Raw genomic sequence first — 17212 nt, forward strand, 5'->3', positions numbered from 1 at the left:
GCGATGAGATGAGTAAACGAGCATGGATCAGCGCCATCGCATCCACTCTTATTGTCTGTGGCGGAATGGCTGCCGCGCTGGCCGTTCATTCTGAAATGCCGGGCAGGCTGCAGGGGAAGCCGCTGCTCGCTGTAGCGGAAATCGGACAGAAAAAGACGCTGAAGGATATTATTTTTGAAACGCAGAAGCTGGTCGTCATGATTGAAACGGAAGACGGCTCCCAAGGGTCCGGGTTTCTATATAACAAAGAGGGCGATCTGATCACGAATGCGCATGTCGTCGCAGGCGCCAAGAAGGTGAAAATAAAAACGGCTGACGCACGCGAAATGGACGGCGAGGTCATCGGCATCAGCACGGAGACGGATATTGCCGTCGTTCGCGTCGAAGCGCTGGCTGGGACCGAGCCGCTGCAGGTGGTCCGTGACGGGAAAGCGGAGGTCGGCGACGAGGTGCTGGCCGTGGGCAGTCCGCTCGGCTTTCAAAATACGGTCACGACCGGCATCATAAGCGGGTTAGGCAGAAGCTTTGAGATCGAACCGTATTTATATTCCGATTTGTATCAAATTTCGGCGCCCATTGCGCCGGGCAACAGCGGAGGGCCGCTTGTCGATCAGACGTCGGGCGCCGTGCTCGGCATCAACTCGGCGGGGTACGAGCAAGGCTCGATCGGATTCAGCATTCCGATTTCGAACGTGATCGAGATTGCGGAGGACTGGTCAGAAGAGCCGATGAAAGAGCTGCCTGAGCTGGAGATTGCCGATGAGACTGCCGGCCTGGAGGAAGATGCTGAGGTAGAAGAGTTTGCCGGCTATCTGGTAACGCATTTCTATGACAGTCTGAATAATGCGGATTATGTGTATGCTTACTCGCTGCTCGGAGGCAATTGGAAAGAAGGGACGAGCTACGAGAAATTCCGCGAAGGCTACTTAGGGACGTTAAATGTTGTTATCGACGATATGCATGTAAAGGACAGCAAGGAAGACAAAGCGACCGTTATCGCCGTAATTTCCGTAGATGAACGCGTAGACGGCAAATATGTGTTAAGCAAATACCAGGTAACCTATGAGGTTGGCTACGAGAACGATCAATTAAAGCTGATAAGCGGCAAAGGAAAAGCGATTAAATAAAGGCTGCGCCTAATAAAAAAGAAAGAGCGAGGAAACCGCCCAGGGGGGACGGCTTTTACTCGCTCTTTTTGTGTGGTTGGTTAATCTTTTGCTGCTTAATCCTCGGAAGCAGGGTCGAAGGTGTACGTTTCATCTGCGAATTCGTCCCCATCCTCACGCGGAAAAGGATTGTAAAAGAGCTGAAGCGCGACGGAGTCATTTCGCTGAAGCGGGAAGTTGAGCAGGGAAGCAGGAATGACACGGCCGTTAAGCTGAAGCTGATAGCTGATATTGCCGCCAATCGGAATGCCGCTGACGGAAATGATTTGGCCGTTAAAATTGAAGCGAACGACCCCTGTTTCCGCAAGCGCTTGATAGATCGTCAAGCCGGGACGGAAACGCACGCGATAGGCTTGCGTCACGTAAGGGAACGCTCTTCCGCCATTGATGACAACCGTCACCGAAGCTTGAGGACCTGGAGGGAACGGGAAGGGAATCGGGAACGGAATAGGGAACGGAAAAGGAAACGGCGGTCTTGGCGGCGGAAACGGCCCTGGTCCAGGAGGGAATGGTCCGGGTCCAGGAGGGAATGGTCCGGGTCCAGGAGGGAATGGTCCGGGTCCAGGAGGGAACGGTCCGGGTCCAGGTGGGAACGGTCCGGGTCCAGGAGGGAACGGTCCGGGTCCAGGAGGGAATGGTCCAGGTCCAGGAGGGAACGGTCCGGGTCCAGGAGGAAACGGCCCTGGTCCAGGCGGGAACGGTCCGGGTCCAGGAGGGAACATACCAGGCCCGCCAGGCCCTTGGCCTCCCGGCGGAGGCGGAGGCATGATGGTGCGCGGTCCGCCGCAGCCGCAGTCGCTGCCTGCTTGAACCGCTTGCCGCGCATCCGCGCTGAATTGTTGCTGGTTAATGTAAGTATAATCCATGCAAGCACTCATACTCCTTTACGAAACAAATTAGGCATCTATCCTTATCTATCGTATGCGGCAGATGCCTATCCGGTGTACAAATGCAGGAGGGTGGAACAAAATTATGCCCTAAGACGCAAAAAAAAAACGGCGCTGCCCCATATAGGAGGCAAGCGCCGTTTACTAAATATATTATTTTACAGCTGCTTCGTAACGTTTGCTAACTTCATCCCAGTTTACTACGTTCCAGAACGCTGCGATGTAATCAGGGCGTTTGTTTTGGTAGTTCAGGTAGTAAGCGTGCTCCCATACATCAAGACCTAGGATTGGCGTTTCGCCTTCCATGATCGGGCTGTCTTGGTTTGGCAAGCTGTATACTTTCAATTTGCCGTTTGCAACTGCTAGGAATGCCCAGCCGCTGCCGAAACGAGTTGTTGCTGCTTTAGCGAAGTCTGCTTTGAAAGTTTCAAAGCCGCCAAGCTCGCTTTCGATTGCTGCTGCAAGAGCGCCGCTTGGTGCTCCGCCTGCGTTTGGAGCGATTGTTTCCCAGAACAAGCTGTGGTTCGCGTGTCCGCCGCCATTGTTGCGAACAGCAGTACGGATACCTTCAGGAACGCTTGCAAGGTCAGCGATCAATTCGTCGATCGATTTGCTTTGCAATTCAGGAGCGGACTCCAAAGCAGCGTTAAGGTTAGTCACGTAAGCATTATGGTGACGGCCGTGGTGAATTTCCATTGTTGTCGCATCGATATGCGGCTCAAGTGCGTTGTGCGCGTAAGGCAAAGCTGGTAGTTGATGTGCCATTTTTTTACAGCCTCCTAATTATATGTAGTTATCCAAGTCCATTATCCCTTATCCGATCGAATAAATCAACATTATTGTTGCAAAAGTCGAAAGGAGCTAAGGGTTCGAACCTAACCCAAGCATAAGCGGCAGTCGCGATCCTAAGTTTCAGAGCAGCCGTACCGCGGCGCAAAAGCAGCACTTTTATAGGCGAAAACTTATAAAGCCTAATACCCTAAAATAGGGTATCACTAACCTATCGAAATTATACGAACTAGTCATATGGAAGGAGCGGCGTTAACAAAAAAACGATTAAATCAGTGTAAGCGCTTAATATAAAGCGTTTTCAAGAGATAATCGATGATTTGTTTAATTTTTTTAAGGAATATTAAAGATACAAGCAGGATTTCGTTAAATTTTGTCGTAATATATTCTAAATGCAGTACTATGACATGGTATAGAAGGTGTAATTTAAATGAATGTTCGTTCCTTCCAGTTGTCCGATTACCGACCAATTACAGCACTTCTCGAGGAAGTTCTTTCCGAAGAGTGCTACGAACAAACGATGGAAGCTTTTGCCCGCCAGTTGTCATGGGATAGTGATTTGGTTCTAGTCGCTGTCGAAAATTCCGAAATTGTGGGCATGATTATCGGTACGATTGATAATAACAAAGGTTATTATTATCGAATTGCCGTCTCTCCTCTCCACCAAAGGAAAGGAATCGGTAAAACGCTCATCCAAGCATTGCGCCAGCGTTTCGAACAGCGCCATGTCACAAAGATACTAATTACCGCGGACGAGCACAATGAGCCGGTTTTACCGCTGTACGAGTCGATGGGGTACGTGGCCAACGATTTTATCAGATCATTTCAGAAACTGAGCATTGTAGCCGGTTAACGCGAACTTTACTGCATGTATGATGTACGCAGGGCATATCTGCACCGCCATTGCTTTTGGCGGTGAGATATGCTTTTCTTATTACTATATACTTTTACGAGGAGAACGGGATGGAACCATATCGGCATTGTGTCATCAAAAGCTTCAAACATAACGGTCACATTCACCGTACTTGGCATCAGAATTGGCTTGTTCCGGACGAGCTGCTTGCGGTCGAGCATAAAGCGGAAGCGATCAAGGTGCTCATTAACAGCCAAACGCCGATTCAGGAGTCAGACGGTAAGATATGGGTTAGCCGCGTTCCGGCAGTCTCCTTTTTTATACCCGGCCAGTGGTTCAACGTCGTTGCTTTATTAGAAGAGGGAGGCGTGCGCTACTACTGCAATATTGCCTCGCCTCCTTATTTGCAAGGGGAAGTGCTTACTTATATCGATTACGATTTGGATGTCATCCGCACAGTTGACGGCGAGAGGTTCGTTGTCGATCAAGATGAGTATGAAATGCATAAAGCGGCCTACCATTATCCGAAAATGGTGGACGATAAGGTGCAGGAGGGGCTTGCTGCGCTTTTGCACCGAATCGATCAGAGTCAGTCTCCTTTCCATGACCAGCTTGTGGCCATGTATTATGAGGCTTGGTTGAAGCGCGAAGATGAGGTGGAGAAATGAGCAGACTAGATACGGATCAGAAGCTGGAGGAAAACAGCACGGGGCTGGGAGCGGATCCGCAGCTGAATGCTGCCGCGGACAAACGTCCAAGCTGGCTTGTCGAGCTGATGGACTGGATCAAAACCTTCGCGATTGCATTTGCCGTTGTGCTGCTTCTGCATTTTTTTGTCTTCAACCTGTCCAAGGTCGAGGGACATTCGATGGAGCCGACTTTAACGGAGCACGAGTGGCTTTTTGTTAACAAGATTATATACATCGTCGGCAAGCCGAAGTTCGGAGATGTTGTTATTTTGAGGGAACCGGGCAGCGGCACGGGCGAGAAGAAGTATCTTGTCAAAAGAATTGTCGGCCTGCCCGGCGATCGCATCGAGGTGCATGACCAGCGTTTATACCGGAACGGAGAGCTGGTAGACGAGCCGTATACGGATTCTCTCATCGAAGATATGAGCTATGGACCGGAGATTATTAATGAAGGACATTATTTTGTCATGGGAGATAACCGTCACGCCAGAGCCAGTCTGGACAGCAGGTCGTTCCATGCGGTCCCGGAAGAGCTGATTCAGGGCAGAGCCGAGTTTATTTTATGGCCATACAATGAGATAAGAGCGCTTTAAGGAGGGTTCGGCAATGAAGGAGGTTATGATCTATACGGACGGAGCCTGCTCCGGCAACCCGGGACCGGGCGGCTGGGGAGCGGTGCTCTTTTTTGGCGTTCATCAGAAAGAAATCTCGGGCGGCGAGAAACATTCGACGAATAACCGCATGGAAATCCAGGCGGTGATCGAGGGTCTGAGGCTGCTGAAGGAGCCGTGTCAGGTGAAGGTTTACAGCGATTCCGCTTATGTTGTGAATTGCTTCCAGAAGGGCTGGATTAAAGGCTGGCTGCGCAACGGGTGGAAGAACAGCAAGAAGGAACCGGTGGAGAACCAGGAGCTCTGGAAAACGCTTTGGGAGCTTATGCAAAAGCATAAAGTAGAATACGTAAAGGTAAAAGGCCACAGCGACAATCAATGGAATAATCGCTGTGACGAGCTTGCTCGTGAAGCAATAAAAAGGTTATAGCTATGACAGACAGATGGGAAAAGTTAAAGGAAGAGATGAAGGAGGCTGCGAAGAGCCTTGGCATCGACAAAATTGGAGTCGCCTCCGCGGATCCGTTCGTATCCTTAAAACAAATATTGCTGAACCATCGCGAGCTCGGCAGGGAGTCCGGCTTCGAAGAGCCGGATATCGAGAAGCGTACGAATCCGTCGCTGCTGTTCGATAATCCCCAGTCGATTATCGCGATTGCGGTGGCTTATCCCGCGAAGCTGAAGGACCCGCCCAAATCGGAGCCTGGAGCAAGGCGGGGAATCATGTCCCGCTCGGCCTGGGGAGAGGATTACCATAAGGTTTTGCGTGACCGTTTAGCCAAGCTGGAGGCTTGGCTAAGGGAGCGCGTGCCCGAGCTTCGGGCAGAAAGCATGGTGGATACGGGCGCTTTGTCGGACCGGGCGGTAGCAGAACGCGCAGGCATTGGCTGGAGCGCGAAAAACTGCTCCATCATATCGCCCGAGCTTGGATCTTGGATATACCTTGGCGAGATGATCACCAACCTGCCTTTTGCGCCGGATGAGCCGGTTACGGAGAGCTGCGGCAGCTGCACAAAATGCATAGATGCTTGTCCGACGGATGCGCTTGTCGGTCCGGGTCAATTGAATTCCAGCCGATGCATTTCTTTCGTAACGCAGACCAAAGGAATGCTCTCGGACGAGTTTATGCGCAAAATCGGCAATCGGCTTTACGGCTGTGATACATGCCAGACCGTATGTCCGGTTAACCGAGGCAAAAACTGGACGCATCATCAGGAGCTGCAGCCCGATATGGAGCTGGTGAAGCCGTTACTCGTTCCTTTGCTTACCGTTGGGAATAAAGAGTTTCAAGCAAGGTACGGCCGTACCTCCTCGGCTTGGCGCGGGAAAAAGCCGATTCAGCGCAACGCGGTTATTGCGCTTGGCAACTTCAAAGAGGCGAGCGCCGTTCCGGATCTGATTCGCGTGCTAGAGCAGGATACGCGGCCGGTGCTGCGCGGAACAGCAGCTTGGTCGCTTGCGCGCATAGGGGGCGAGCAAGCGAGGTCGGCGCTGCTTGCGGCTGCAGACAAAGAAAGCGATGAGGAAGCGCGGCAGGCGATTGCGAATGCGCTCGAACAAATCGATGCCGCGGCCAACGGTCATGAGCAGAAGGCGGAAGCAGGTGGCACGAATGATTGATCGCCTATATGCGGCTTTGATTGATTCTCCTATCGGGACGATGACGCTGACGGCAAGCGATAAAGGGATTTGCCATTTGGATTTTGCCCCGTATGAATCGGTCGCGGAAAGTCTTCAGCTGTGGGGGGTGCGACATGTTGGTCCGCATGCCGCGGAAATTCCGCTCATGGAGGCGGCCTCCCATCCGCTGCTGAAGGAAGCGGAGAGGCAGCTCCAGCTTTATTTTGACGGACAGCTTCAGCAATTCGAGCTTCCCGTGCAGATGTACGGCACGCCGTTTCAACAGAGAGTATGGGCTGCCCTGCAGCAAATTCCATACGGCGAGACGCGAACCTACAAGGATGTTGCTGTCATGCTGGGCCAGCCGGGCGCGATGCGAGCCGTTGGCGGGGCGAATAACCGCAATCCGGTGTCGATCATTGTGCCCTGCCACCGCGTCATAGGCGCGAGCGGACAAATGGTCGGTTACGGCGGAGGCCTGCCGATAAAAATAGCGCTGCTAGACTTAGAGAAGAGAGCGCCGGACAAGCCGTAAAAGCAGCCATAAAAAGGTTAAGCGAAGCGGCAGTCGCTTCATTGCGAACACGGGTCGAACATGCTATCATGGGAACATTATACACAGCAGGAGATTAGAAAGGGTCGGGTGAAAGGGATGTCTTGGGTAAACATTGTAGTACCAATCATAACATTGCTAGCAGGAGCTGTAGGGGGCTTTTTTGTAGGCGTATTCTATCTGCGGAAGCAGCTGGAGAAGATGCAAAACGATCCGGAAATGATTCAGAAAATGGCTAAGCAAATGGGCTATAACCTCAATAAACAACAAATGCAAAAAGCGCAGCACATGATGAAAAACCAAAAAATGCCTCGCAGATAAAGATAAGCTCGAGGCGGAACCGGAGGGAGAGTACAGAAATGGCGGGACGGAAAGATTACGTCAATTCGAATGTAACGAGCAACCGGGAGCAGATTGAACATCATATCAGGGAAATTTTGAAGCTTGTTGGCGAAGATGTAGAGCGTGAAGGATTGCTTGAGACGCCAGCCCGCGTAACTCGAATGTACGAGGAAATTTTCGCAGGCTATGAGGTTGACCCGCGAGAGGTGCTCGGTGTCACGTTTGACGAGCAGCACGAGGAGCTTGTTATCGTGAAGGATATCGTTTATTACAGCCAGTGTGAGCATCATATGGCGCCTTTTTTCGGAAAAGCGCATATCGGTTATATCCCAAGCGGCAAAATTGCGGGACTCAGCAAGCTTGCTAGACTGGTAGAGGCGGTTACGCGCCGTCTGCAGGTGCAAGAACGAATTACATCGCAAATCGCGGATATCCTTGATGAGGAGCTGATGCCTAACGGCGTGATGGTCGTCGTCGAAGGCGAGCATTTATGCATGTGCGCGCGCGGCGTGAAAAAGCCGGGCAGCAAGACGGTAACCTCCGCCGTGAGAGGCGAATTCCGTTCCAATTCTGCTCTTCGTTCTGAGTTTCTGACATTATTGAAGCAATAGGCTGGCAAGCCCGGTAAAAAGCCGGACAGGGGAGACCTCCTGTCCGGCTTTTTTTTATACAGTTGGCGGTTAGAACGGCGTCCACACAAGCTTACGCGCTTCCTCGAAGCGTTCATTCACAAATGGCCAGATCACCACGTTCCACCAGTCCTGCACATAATCAGCCCGTCTGCTTTGATGCTTCAAATAATAGGCATGCTCCCATACATCGAGCGGGAGCAGCGGAATAACGTCCCATTGCGATAGGTTTTGATGCTTCTCGGCCGTCAAAATTTCAAGCCGCCTGCTGCGCGGGCTCCATACGAGAATGGCCCAGCCGCCGCCTTCCACTTTTACCGCTGCCTCGCTGAATTGCTTCTTAAAAGCAGCGAAGCCGCCAAAATCGTTTCGGATTTGCTGGCTTAGCAGGCCGGTAGGATCTCCGCCTCCATAAGGGGACAGGATGCTCCAGAACAGCGTATGCAGATAATGGCCTGCACCGTTAAAGGCAAGCTCGCGCTCCCAGTGCTTCACGAGATCAAAGCTGCCGGTATCACGCGCCGCTTGCAGCTGTAGCTCTGCTTGATTCAAGCCGTCGACATAGGATTGATGATGGATATCATGGTGGATCCGCATGGTCTGTTCATCAATGTACGGCTCTAGCGCATCATAAGGATAAGGCAGCGGCGGCAGCGTATGCCCGCCAATAGGTACTTGCTGGAGCGGGGCGCGCTGCTCGCTATTGCCGGGGCTGTTCGCAGCTTGGCGATAAGCGCTCATTAAACCGATATAGTAATTCGATTCCCTGATGGAATGGAGAATGACGGTTTTGGCGATGGGAGAAGAGACGGATGCCGTTCGCTCGATGAGCTGCGACAGTTGGTCCACATACGTGCGCGACTGCTCCAGCGCAGCGTCAACAAGCGCTTCTACGGTCTGCTCCACATAGGAAGGCAAGCGGGAGCGGGTAGGCAGCCATTCCTCCAACCATTGATTCGTATAATGGGCAGTATGGGAGAAGACGGGCTCCCAGGATTGGAGAAGCTGGACATATTGGCGATCCAGCTCAGGGAAAGCCTGCAAAATAACAGCAGCATGTTCTTGTTCCTGCTGCTTCCAATGACGAATCAGCTCGATAACGCGAACGGGCATGAGCGTTCCGTAAACAAAAAGCACGACCATCGCCTCCTTTGTCGCAACAAGTGCATCTATGTTAGATGTATTCGTTGTGAAACGGGCTTATGTCGTGCTTATTGATTATATGCGTTCTGCTTGGAGCTGTTGGTCAACTTGGCTGAGAAATAAAGCGGCTCTCTGAATGTATTCGCTCGGATGAACTTGAAACAGCAGCTCATGCTTGCCATCCTGCACGATCCAAGAGCGGGAGAGGACATTTCCTTGTCCTTCAGCAATCGTTTCGGCTGTTTTGTATGGGGCTTTTACGTCGTTCGTGCCATGAATAATGAACAACGGAATATCGTAGACATTGGATATGACCTCGCTTGCCGGAATGGAGCCGAAGCTCGTTCCCGTCCACAGCGGAATCATCGTTTCGATTAGCGGCAGCGAAAATTGCGGCAAGGATACGAATTGATTCAAGTTTTCGAACAAGGCTTCAGAGCTCGGAATAAACAAGCTGTCGAGTATCATGGCATCGATCTCATCAGTTTGCAGGGCAGCTTGCAGGGCCGTTCCCGCACCCATGGAGAAGCCCCAAACGACGATATCCTCGGCACCTCGGGATTTGGCATAATCTACGGCAGCAAGCAGCTGCTGCGATTCCTCCAGTCCTCCCGTAGCCGGTGCTTTATACTCCTTGGAGGCGTAGCCGTAATCAAACAGCAAGATATTATAATTCAGTCCGTGCAGCAGCTTGGAGAGCTCATACATCGGAACCCATGATTCTTCGCGATTCGCGCCATAGCCATGGCTGAACACTACCGTGCGCGCCGAAGGCGCCGATGCAACGGCTTCGGTATCGGCAGGGATAAACCAGCCGCTGACCGTCGTGTTTCCGCTCTTGCTAGGGAAAACGACATCCTCGTAATCTAGGCCGATAGCCGCTTGCGGATTAGAGGAAAGCGGAGCAACGTAAGGAAAAGCAAGCATCCAAGCGACATAGCCATGAAAAATAATAACGGCAAGCAGGCACATCGCGGTTAGTGAAGCTACGGAAGCAACCAGCAAATGCTTGCCTCGGCTTCTGGATTTACGCAGGAGAAAGGGATTGTCGGAATCTCCAAGCGGGAAGGGCTGAAGGCTTTGCGGGAATCCGCCTTCAAGCGGCATAGGTGTCATCATGGTCGTGCTCATGTCGTTGTCCTCCCTCTGTATGCAAACGTCTATTGGACTAGTATATTCCAATGGTTGTAAGCGCTTTTCAAATCTAGTACTTTCATCGTAGTCCGGTCCTATAAGCCTGTCAATTGATGTCGAGGTAATGTTAATCATTTGTAATGTTGCTGTAATGTAAAGAACTTTTCTTTACGATAATGGAAGCGATGAGTTATACTGAATGAGAACTGGTTTCATTGGATGAAACTTTTGGATAAATAATCCTGAATAAGCGAAACGCTTATGCACGTACTTATTTATCACCGCGGAACGACTGCTTTTTGCTGCTCAAGACGGCGGCGGGCGTTTACGCTTGGAGGGAGGTGCGGCTGCATGGAAGATGGAAAATCGACGGTGCGGGCAGTGGATCGGGCGCTTGATATATTGCTATGTTTTATTTCAAAAACGGACTGGGCGATGACGGAAATCGCCGAACATGTCGGCCTGCACAAAAGCACGGTTCACCGGATGCTCGCTACGCTTGAGGAGAAGGGCTTTATCGAGCGGGACCGCTCAACCGACCGTTATCATTTAGGATTAAAGATGTGGGAGCTGTCCGCCAATTTATCGCGTTCAGACGACCAAGCAACGATATGGCTGCCCGAGATGGAACGGCTGCGCGACCAGCTGGGGGAAACAGTCAGCATATATGTAAGGGACGGCTCGGAGCGGATTCGTATGCAAGCCGTCCAAAGCAATCAGCCCGTGCGGCGGGTTGCGCCGGTCGGCGTGAGGCTTCCGCTTTACGCAGGCGCTTCGAGCAAGGTGCTGATCGCTTATTCCGACCCGATGGTGCAGGAGAGCATCTTTGGCGATCCGTCATGGCTTTATTCCATTGATTTGGATCAGTACAAGCAGCAGCTGGAAGAGATTTTGACGCAGGGATACGCGACAAGCTTCGAGGAGCGCGAGCCGGGGGCTGCCGCGTTATCTGCGCCGATTTTTAATCGGACGGGCAAGCTGGCAGCAGCATTATCCGTGTCGGGGCCTGCAAGCAGGCTGACCATGCAGACGATGCGGGAATACGCGCCTGTGATGATGGAGTCCGCCAAACGAATGGGTATTATGATTTTATAGCCAGAACAACAAAAAGCAGCAGGCCGGAGGCGAACCTCGGGTCTGCTGCTTTTTTTAATATATAAGAAAGTATAATTTTCACACGATACGATGCTTATAGTTCACCGCGAAACGAGCTTTTTTCGCCAAGGAAGGGACAGCCGTTTACGCTTGTGAATGATGCCATTTCAGAAAAAAAGGGCATCCGTCAAGCCGATTGCTCTGCTTGAACGGGTGCCCTTGTCTTACGGCTGCACAGCTTGTGCGTGTGCGCCGATTATTACATGTTAGCGATCATTTGGCGAAGTACCGTTTGAAGGATACCGCCGTTGCGGTAGTAATCCACGTCTACGACAGAGTCAAGACGTACGATTGCAGGGAAATCGAAGGTCGTACCGTCTTCGCGAGTAGCGGTTACCGTTACTTGCGAGCCTGGTGTAACGTCATTGGACAAGCCAACGATGTCAAACGTTTCGCGACCCGTAATGTTAAGCGTCTTCCAGCCTTGGCCTTCTGGGAATTGGAGCGGCAATACGCCCATACCAACCAGGTTAGAGCGGTGAATACGCTCAAAGCTTTCAGCGATAACGGCTTTAACGCCTAGCAGCATTGTACCTTTTGCCGCCCAGTCACGGGAGCTACCAGTGCCGTACTCTTTGCCGGCTAGAACAACAAGGTTTTTGCCGTCTTTTTGGTATTTCATCGATGCATCGTAGATCGACATCACTTCATCGGTCGGCAGGTAAGTCGTAACGCCGCCTTCTGTGCCTGGAGCCACTTGGTTACGAATACGGATGTTCGCGAACGTACCGCGCATCATCACTTCGTGGTTACCGCGGCGGGAGCCGTACGAGTTGAAGTCTTCGCGTTTTACGCCGTTATCGATCAGGTATTGGCCGCCTGGGCTGTTAACGGTAATGTTACCGGCCGGGGAGATATGATCCGTCGTTACGGAATCGCCCATAAGCGCAAGCACGTTTGAGGAATGAATATCTTCGATATCGTTCAGGTCAGGGCCAAGGTTTTCGAAGAACGGCGGGTTTTGGATATAAGTCGATTTATTATCCCACTCGTAGCTCTCGCCCTTAGGTACCGAAATCGCATTCCAACGCTCGTTCTGCGTAAATACGTTCTCGTATTTGTCGCGGAACATTTGCGGTGTAAGAGCCGCGGACATTGCATCGTTAACTTCTTGCGATGTCGGCCAAATATCTTTCAGGTATACCGGCTTATTGTCTTCCGTATAGCCGATTGGCTCTGTAGTCAAATCGATGTTAGTCGTACCGGCAAGCGCATAGGCGATAACCAGCGGCGGAGAAGCCAGGTAGTTCGCTTTTACTTGCGCATGAACGCGGCCTTCAAAGTTACGGTTACCGGAGAGCACAGCGGATACCGTCATATCGTTGTCGGCAATTGCTTTGCTTACTTCGTCCGGAAGCGGGCCGGAGTTACCGATACATGTCGCGCAGCCATAGCCGGCAACGTGGAAGCCGAGTGCTTCAAGCGGCTCAAGTAGGTTTGCTTTTGTCAAATATTCCGTAACAACGAGCGAGCCCGGCGTCAGTGAGCTTTTTACGTAAGCCGGCTTCTTAAGTCCAAGTGCCACTGCTTTCTTAGCGACAAGGCCGGCACCGACCATTACGCTTGGGTTAGAAGTGTTCGTGCAGCTTGTAATCGCGGCAATCACGACTGCGCCAGTGCCCATTTTGCTCACTTGGCCGTCATTGTGTTTAACCGTTACGAACTGCTCGATTTTCTCATCGGAGAGGCCGTAGCCGCCTTTGTCGATCGGAGTGCGGATGATGCCGTTAAAGGATTCCTTCATAGCCGTTAACTCAACACGGTCTTGCGGACGCTTCGGTCCTGCAAGGGAAGGAACGATTGTCGAAAGGTCAAGCTCAACAACATCCGTAAATACTGGATCCGGAGTTGCATCCGTACGGAACATGTCTTGTGCTTTGTAGTAAGAACCAACAAGCTCGATAAGGTCATCAGAGCGGCCTGTTTGTTTCAAATAGCTAAGCGTTTCGTCATCGACAGGGAAGAAGCCGATTGTCGCGCCGTATTCCGGTGCCATGTTGGCAACTGTTGCACGGTCAGCAAGGCTGATGTTCGACAAGCCAGGGCCGAAGAACTCGACAAATTTGCCGACAACGCCTTTTTTACGCAAAATTTGAGTAACAGTAAGCGCAAGGTCAGTCGCTGTAGAGCCTTCTGCCAGCTTGCCCGTCAATTTAAAGCCGATAACTTCAGGCATTACGAAGTATAGAGGTTGGCCAAGCATACCCGCTTCAGCCTCGATACCGCCTACGCCCCAGCCTACTACGCCAAGACCGTTGATCATCGTTGTATGCGAATCCGTACCAACGAGGGAATCAGGGTATACGACAGTTTCGCCGTCGATTGTTTTTGTAGCTGCAACGGATGCAAGGTACTCAAGGTTTACTTGGTGAACGATACCTGTGCCCGGCGGAACCGCGCGGAAGTTATCGAATGCCGTTTGCGCCCAGCGAAGGAAACGGTAGCGCTCTTCGTTACGTTCGAATTCAACCTTAGTGTTGTATTCAAGCGCTTCAGGCGAACCGAATGCGTCCACCATAATGGAGTGGTCGATGACAAGGTCAACGGGTACGAGCGGGTTGATTTTCTTCGGATCTCCGCCTGCTTTTTTCACGGTATCGCGCATTGCCGCAAGGTCAACGACAACCGGTACGCCCGTGAAATCCTGCAATACGATACGGGCAGGGATGAAAGGAATTTCTTTGTCTTCGCGTCCGTCAGCCCAAGTTGCCAGCTGCTTTACATGTTCGGGAGTAATGGCGCGTCCGTCAAATTGGCGAACAGCCGCCTCAAGCAATACTTTAATGGAAAAAGGCAATTTCGAGATATCGCCTAGTCCTTGTTCTTCAAGTCCGCCCAGACGGTAGTAAGCGTAAGATTTGCCACCAGCGTCCAGCGTTGTGCGAACCGAATAATGATTTTGTGTAGCCATCGTCATTCTCCTCTTTGAATGTAGTTTGTGTTTCATTCTGTGAAACACAATTTCAAAATCGCTATATCTATAGTATATCGCTAAAATAGTCCTTCCGTAAAGTCCAATTATGACTTTCCAAGCCTGTAAATCGCTTGAAAAGGCAACTTTACGAATGTTACATGAAACGGAAGAAGGCTTCATATAATGAAGCAGTTAATCTGCGTTAAGCTTGCAGTCACAACAAGGTCAAGGAGGATTGCTATGCCGCGAACAGGTAACCAGGGACATGGTACGACTGGTCAGAAGAAAACGCAAGCAGCGTCCAAGCAGGCCGCGTCTCCGCGTAAATTAGAGCAGAAAGCTTCGACGCATGCTGTCTTGAAGCCGCAGCTGCCCCCTTCCGGGGTGCAAACGGAACGACAAGCACAGCCGAGCATTCACGCACCGCAGATCAGGGATCGGGCGAATCATGAAATAAAACCGGTTAAACCGCAAGCCTCAAAGCTTAACTCGCTGCTTCGTTCCTCTGATTATGACCAGCATATCCAGCAGGGGAAGCTGCAGGGATGGAAAGCGGCTATCCACCGTTACGTCAGCTTGTACAATCAAGCCGAAGCTAATCAGCACGCGGCTGTGCTGACCGACTACGTAACCGACTCTGACCATTGCGAGCGCCTTCGCTGCAGGCTGGAGCGGCTCAGAGAACGTGATTTGCTCAGGGGCGCGCTTCCGGCAGGGAGCGAAACAAAAGCTGAGCTCATTCGCGTTAACGATTCGCCGAATGAGGTTTCCGTGCTTGTCCGGCTCCATATCAAGAGAAGGATGGAACAGTCTGGACGATTTTACATGGAGGAAAGATCCGAATTTGAGCGTCTCTGGTTAGGGCTGTCCGGCGGTGCTTGGGATATCCTGCGGGTGGAGCCGATTATTTCGGAACGCAGGCCACGCTTTGGCACGGCAACAGACAACTGGATGACCGTCGATGATTATTCGGAGCTATTTGGCGATCTATCGTCACCGTCAACACCATACTTAAATTATGACCTATTACAGCAATTCAAACACCGTCCCTCCGGCATTCGTTACAGGAGAGATTTGGCTGCGGCTTATGCGGATCGTTGGTGGAATGAAGGGAACCCGGCATATGAGCTTTTTGAGGTGAATTGTACCCATTACGTGTCGCAGTGCATCTTTGCAGGCAATGCCCCGATGAACTATACTGGTAAGAGAGAAACGGGCTGGTGGTATAAAGGCCGGAACAAGGGCAGCGAATGGTGGAGCTACAGCTGGGCGGTATCCAATGCTTTGACCAATTATTTGACGGGGTCGAAATCTTCTGGCATGCGTGCGGAGATTGTGCAATCTGCCGATGAGCTGCAGCTGGGCGATGTCATTACCTATGACTGGAATGGCGACCATCGCTTTCAGCACAGCACGATCGTCACTGCTTTTGATTCGTTCGGAATGCCGCTAGTGAATGCCAACACCGTTTCCAGCAGGCATCGCTATTGGGATTATCGTGATTCCTATGCATGGACGGAACAAACGAAATATCGTTTTTTTCACATTGCTGATCTATTATAAATTATTGTACCGGAGGATATGCCATGGGGAGCAAGGTTCGAGTAGGTTTAGTTTACGGGGGGAAATCGGGAGAGCATGAGGTATCTCTGCAAACGGCTTACGCGGTTATGGGTGAGTTCGATTATAGCAAATACGAAATCAAACCTTTCTATATTTCAAAACAAGGCGAATGGAAAACGGGCGCCGTGCTTCATGCCCGTCCAAACACGGTAGAAGAGCTTCGTTTTGCAGCGGGCGAGGCGAAGCAGACGGGCTTCGCTTTGGCTCCATTATTTCAAGGCTTAAACGCAGGCACATCCGCTGAAGGCGAGGAGCCGCGCATTGATGTCGTGTTCCCGCTGCTGCACGGGACATTCGGCGAGGACGGAACGATTCAAGGACTGTTCGAAATGGCGAACATCCCATATGTGGGAGCCGGTGTTCTCGCTTCTGCCGTTGGGATGGACAAGATTATGATGAAAAAAGTATTTGCGCAGGAAGGCTTGCCGCAATGCATATTCCGCTACTTCAACCGGACGCAATGGGAGAGAGACGCTTCTTTCTTTATTATGGAGTGCGAGGTTGCGCTTGGATACCCATGCTTCATCAAACCGGCTAACCTGGGCTCCAGCGTCGGCGTATCCAAAGCCAAAAACCGCGAAGAACTTGTTGCTGCGGTGAACTATGCGCTGCGTTTTGACCGCAAGGTCATTGTGGAGGAATTTGTGGATGCGCGGGAAATCGAAGTAAGCGTACTGGGCAACGACGACGCCAAAGCATCCGTACCGGGCGAAATTGCGCCTTCTAACGAATTCTATGATTACAAAGCTAAATATATCGACGGAAAATCGACAATGCAAATTCCGGCTATTTTGTCACCGGATATGACAGAATCCATCCGCGAAATGGCGGTTCGCGCATTCCAAGCCATCGACGGCTCCGGTTTGTCCCGCGTAGATTTTTTCGTTCGCAAAAGCGACAACCAAATTTTCATCAACGAAGTGAACACCTTGCCGGGCTTTACTCCTTTCAGCATGTATCCGCTCATGTGGAAGGAAACCGGTATTCCATATAAAGAACTATTGGATTCATTGATCTCGCTGGCTCTTTCACGCCATGCCGACAAGCAGCGTATTGATTTCACAGGCGAAGCGGCACAATAAGAAAGAAGCTTACCGAAGAATT

At 51.4% G+C, this 17212-nt stretch carries 17 protein-coding genes; 12 read left to right on the plus strand and 5 right to left on the minus strand.

The window, feature by feature from the left end:
- Positions 1 to 8 precede the first annotated feature (8 nt).
- Complete coding sequence (locus MRBLPE1_RS25450; protein WP_364150873.1) at positions 9 to 1127, plus strand: S1C family serine protease; 1119 nt, start codon at positions 9 to 11, stop codon at positions 1125 to 1127.
- Between the two features lie 95 nt (positions 1128 to 1222).
- On the opposite strand, the gene MRBLPE1_RS25455 is transcribed toward MRBLPE1_RS25450, so the two are convergent.
- Both MRBLPE1_RS25455 and MRBLPE1_RS25460 read right to left on the minus strand, forming a co-directional pair.
- Entirely contained in the window at positions 1223 to 2032 is an 810-nt protein-coding gene (locus MRBLPE1_RS25455) for a hypothetical protein (RefSeq protein ID WP_364150876.1), read from the minus strand.
- A 174-nt stretch (positions 2033 to 2206) separates the two neighbouring features.
- Complete coding sequence (locus MRBLPE1_RS25460) at positions 2207 to 2818, minus strand: superoxide dismutase (RefSeq protein WP_364150879.1); 612 nt, start codon at positions 2816 to 2818, stop codon at positions 2207 to 2209.
- A 454-nt stretch (positions 2819 to 3272) separates the two neighbouring features.
- Here MRBLPE1_RS25460 and MRBLPE1_RS25465 point away from each other — a divergent pair, with 454 nt between their 5' ends.
- The 8 genes from MRBLPE1_RS25465 (at position 3273) to folE (ending at position 8121) form a co-directional block, all read left to right on the plus strand.
- The gene (locus MRBLPE1_RS25465; protein ID WP_364150882.1) at positions 3273 to 3695 is read left to right on the plus strand and encodes a GNAT family N-acetyltransferase; all 423 of its coding nucleotides are present in this window, start codon (positions 3273 to 3275) and stop codon (positions 3693 to 3695) included.
- 110 nt (positions 3696 to 3805) lie between these two features.
- Positions 3806 to 4363, plus strand: coding sequence for a DUF402 domain-containing protein (locus tag MRBLPE1_RS25470; protein ID WP_364150884.1), 558 nt, complete (start codon positions 3806 to 3808; stop codon positions 4361 to 4363).
- The gene (gene lepB / locus MRBLPE1_RS25475) at positions 4360 to 4977 is read left to right on the plus strand and encodes a signal peptidase I (RefSeq protein WP_364150886.1); all 618 of its coding nucleotides are present in this window, start codon (positions 4360 to 4362) and stop codon (positions 4975 to 4977) included. The genes MRBLPE1_RS25470 and lepB overlap by 4 nt, the downstream gene beginning before the upstream one ends.
- Before the next feature lie 13 nt (positions 4978 to 4990).
- Positions 4991 to 5425 (plus strand): ribonuclease HI, encoded by a 435-nt coding sequence (gene rnhA / locus MRBLPE1_RS25480; protein ID WP_364150888.1) that lies wholly within the window; start codon positions 4991 to 4993, stop codon positions 5423 to 5425.
- Between the two features lie 2 nt (positions 5426 to 5427).
- Positions 5428 to 6615: a tRNA epoxyqueuosine(34) reductase QueG gene (queG, locus tag MRBLPE1_RS25485; RefSeq protein WP_364150891.1), complete on the plus strand. Its 1188-nt coding sequence runs from the start codon at positions 5428 to 5430 to the stop codon at positions 6613 to 6615.
- A complete protein-coding gene (locus MRBLPE1_RS25490) occupies positions 6608 to 7150 on the plus strand; it encodes a methylated-DNA--[protein]-cysteine S-methyltransferase (RefSeq protein WP_364151517.1) in 543 nt (180 codons plus the stop codon). The genes queG and MRBLPE1_RS25490 overlap by 8 nt, the downstream gene beginning before the upstream one ends.
- Positions 7151 to 7267: 117 nt before the next feature.
- A complete protein-coding gene (locus tag MRBLPE1_RS25495; protein ID WP_364150894.1) occupies positions 7268 to 7489 on the plus strand; it encodes a YneF family protein in 222 nt (73 codons plus the stop codon).
- Between the two features lie 38 nt (positions 7490 to 7527).
- Positions 7528 to 8121: a GTP cyclohydrolase I FolE gene (folE, locus tag MRBLPE1_RS25500; RefSeq protein ID WP_364150897.1), complete on the plus strand. Its 594-nt coding sequence runs from the start codon at positions 7528 to 7530 to the stop codon at positions 8119 to 8121.
- A gap of 69 nt (positions 8122 to 8190) precedes the next feature.
- Here the strand turns inward: folE and MRBLPE1_RS25505 are convergent, their stop codons facing one another.
- Together MRBLPE1_RS25505 and MRBLPE1_RS25510 are read right to left on the minus strand one after the other, a co-directional pair.
- A complete protein-coding gene (locus MRBLPE1_RS25505) occupies positions 8191 to 9276 on the minus strand; it encodes a Fe-Mn family superoxide dismutase (RefSeq protein ID WP_364150900.1) in 1086 nt (361 codons plus the stop codon).
- 81 nt (positions 9277 to 9357) lie between these two features.
- Positions 9358 to 10413, minus strand: a complete 1056-nt coding sequence (locus tag MRBLPE1_RS25510; protein WP_364150903.1) for an alpha/beta hydrolase — start codon at positions 10411 to 10413, stop codon at positions 9358 to 9360.
- A gap of 354 nt (positions 10414 to 10767) precedes the next feature.
- On the opposite strand from MRBLPE1_RS25510, the gene MRBLPE1_RS25515 reads away from it, so the two are divergent.
- A complete protein-coding gene (locus MRBLPE1_RS25515; protein ID WP_364150907.1) occupies positions 10768 to 11511 on the plus strand; it encodes an IclR family transcriptional regulator in 744 nt (247 codons plus the stop codon).
- A gap of 259 nt (positions 11512 to 11770) precedes the next feature.
- Here the strand turns inward: MRBLPE1_RS25515 and acnA are convergent, their stop codons facing one another.
- Positions 11771 to 14482, minus strand: coding sequence for an aconitate hydratase AcnA (gene acnA, locus MRBLPE1_RS25520; protein ID WP_364150909.1), 2712 nt, complete (start codon positions 14480 to 14482; stop codon positions 11771 to 11773).
- A gap of 243 nt (positions 14483 to 14725) precedes the next feature.
- Between acnA and MRBLPE1_RS25525 the strand changes: the two genes are divergently transcribed.
- Together MRBLPE1_RS25525 and MRBLPE1_RS25530 are read left to right on the plus strand one after the other, a co-directional pair.
- Positions 14726 to 16048 carry an amidase domain-containing protein gene (locus tag MRBLPE1_RS25525; protein WP_364150912.1) on the plus strand — a complete coding sequence of 441 codons (1323 nt, stop codon included), beginning with the start codon at positions 14726 to 14728 and terminating at the stop codon, positions 16046 to 16048.
- Positions 16049 to 16071: 23 nt separating this feature from the next.
- A complete protein-coding gene (locus MRBLPE1_RS25530) occupies positions 16072 to 17190 on the plus strand; it encodes a D-alanine--D-alanine ligase (RefSeq protein WP_364150915.1) in 1119 nt (372 codons plus the stop codon).
- Positions 17191 to 17212: the final 22 nt, after the last annotated feature.

Source organism: Paenibacillus sp. LPE1-1-1.1 (genome assembly GCF_040676435.1).
GTDB lineage: Bacteria > Bacillota > Bacilli > Paenibacillales > Paenibacillaceae > Pristimantibacillus.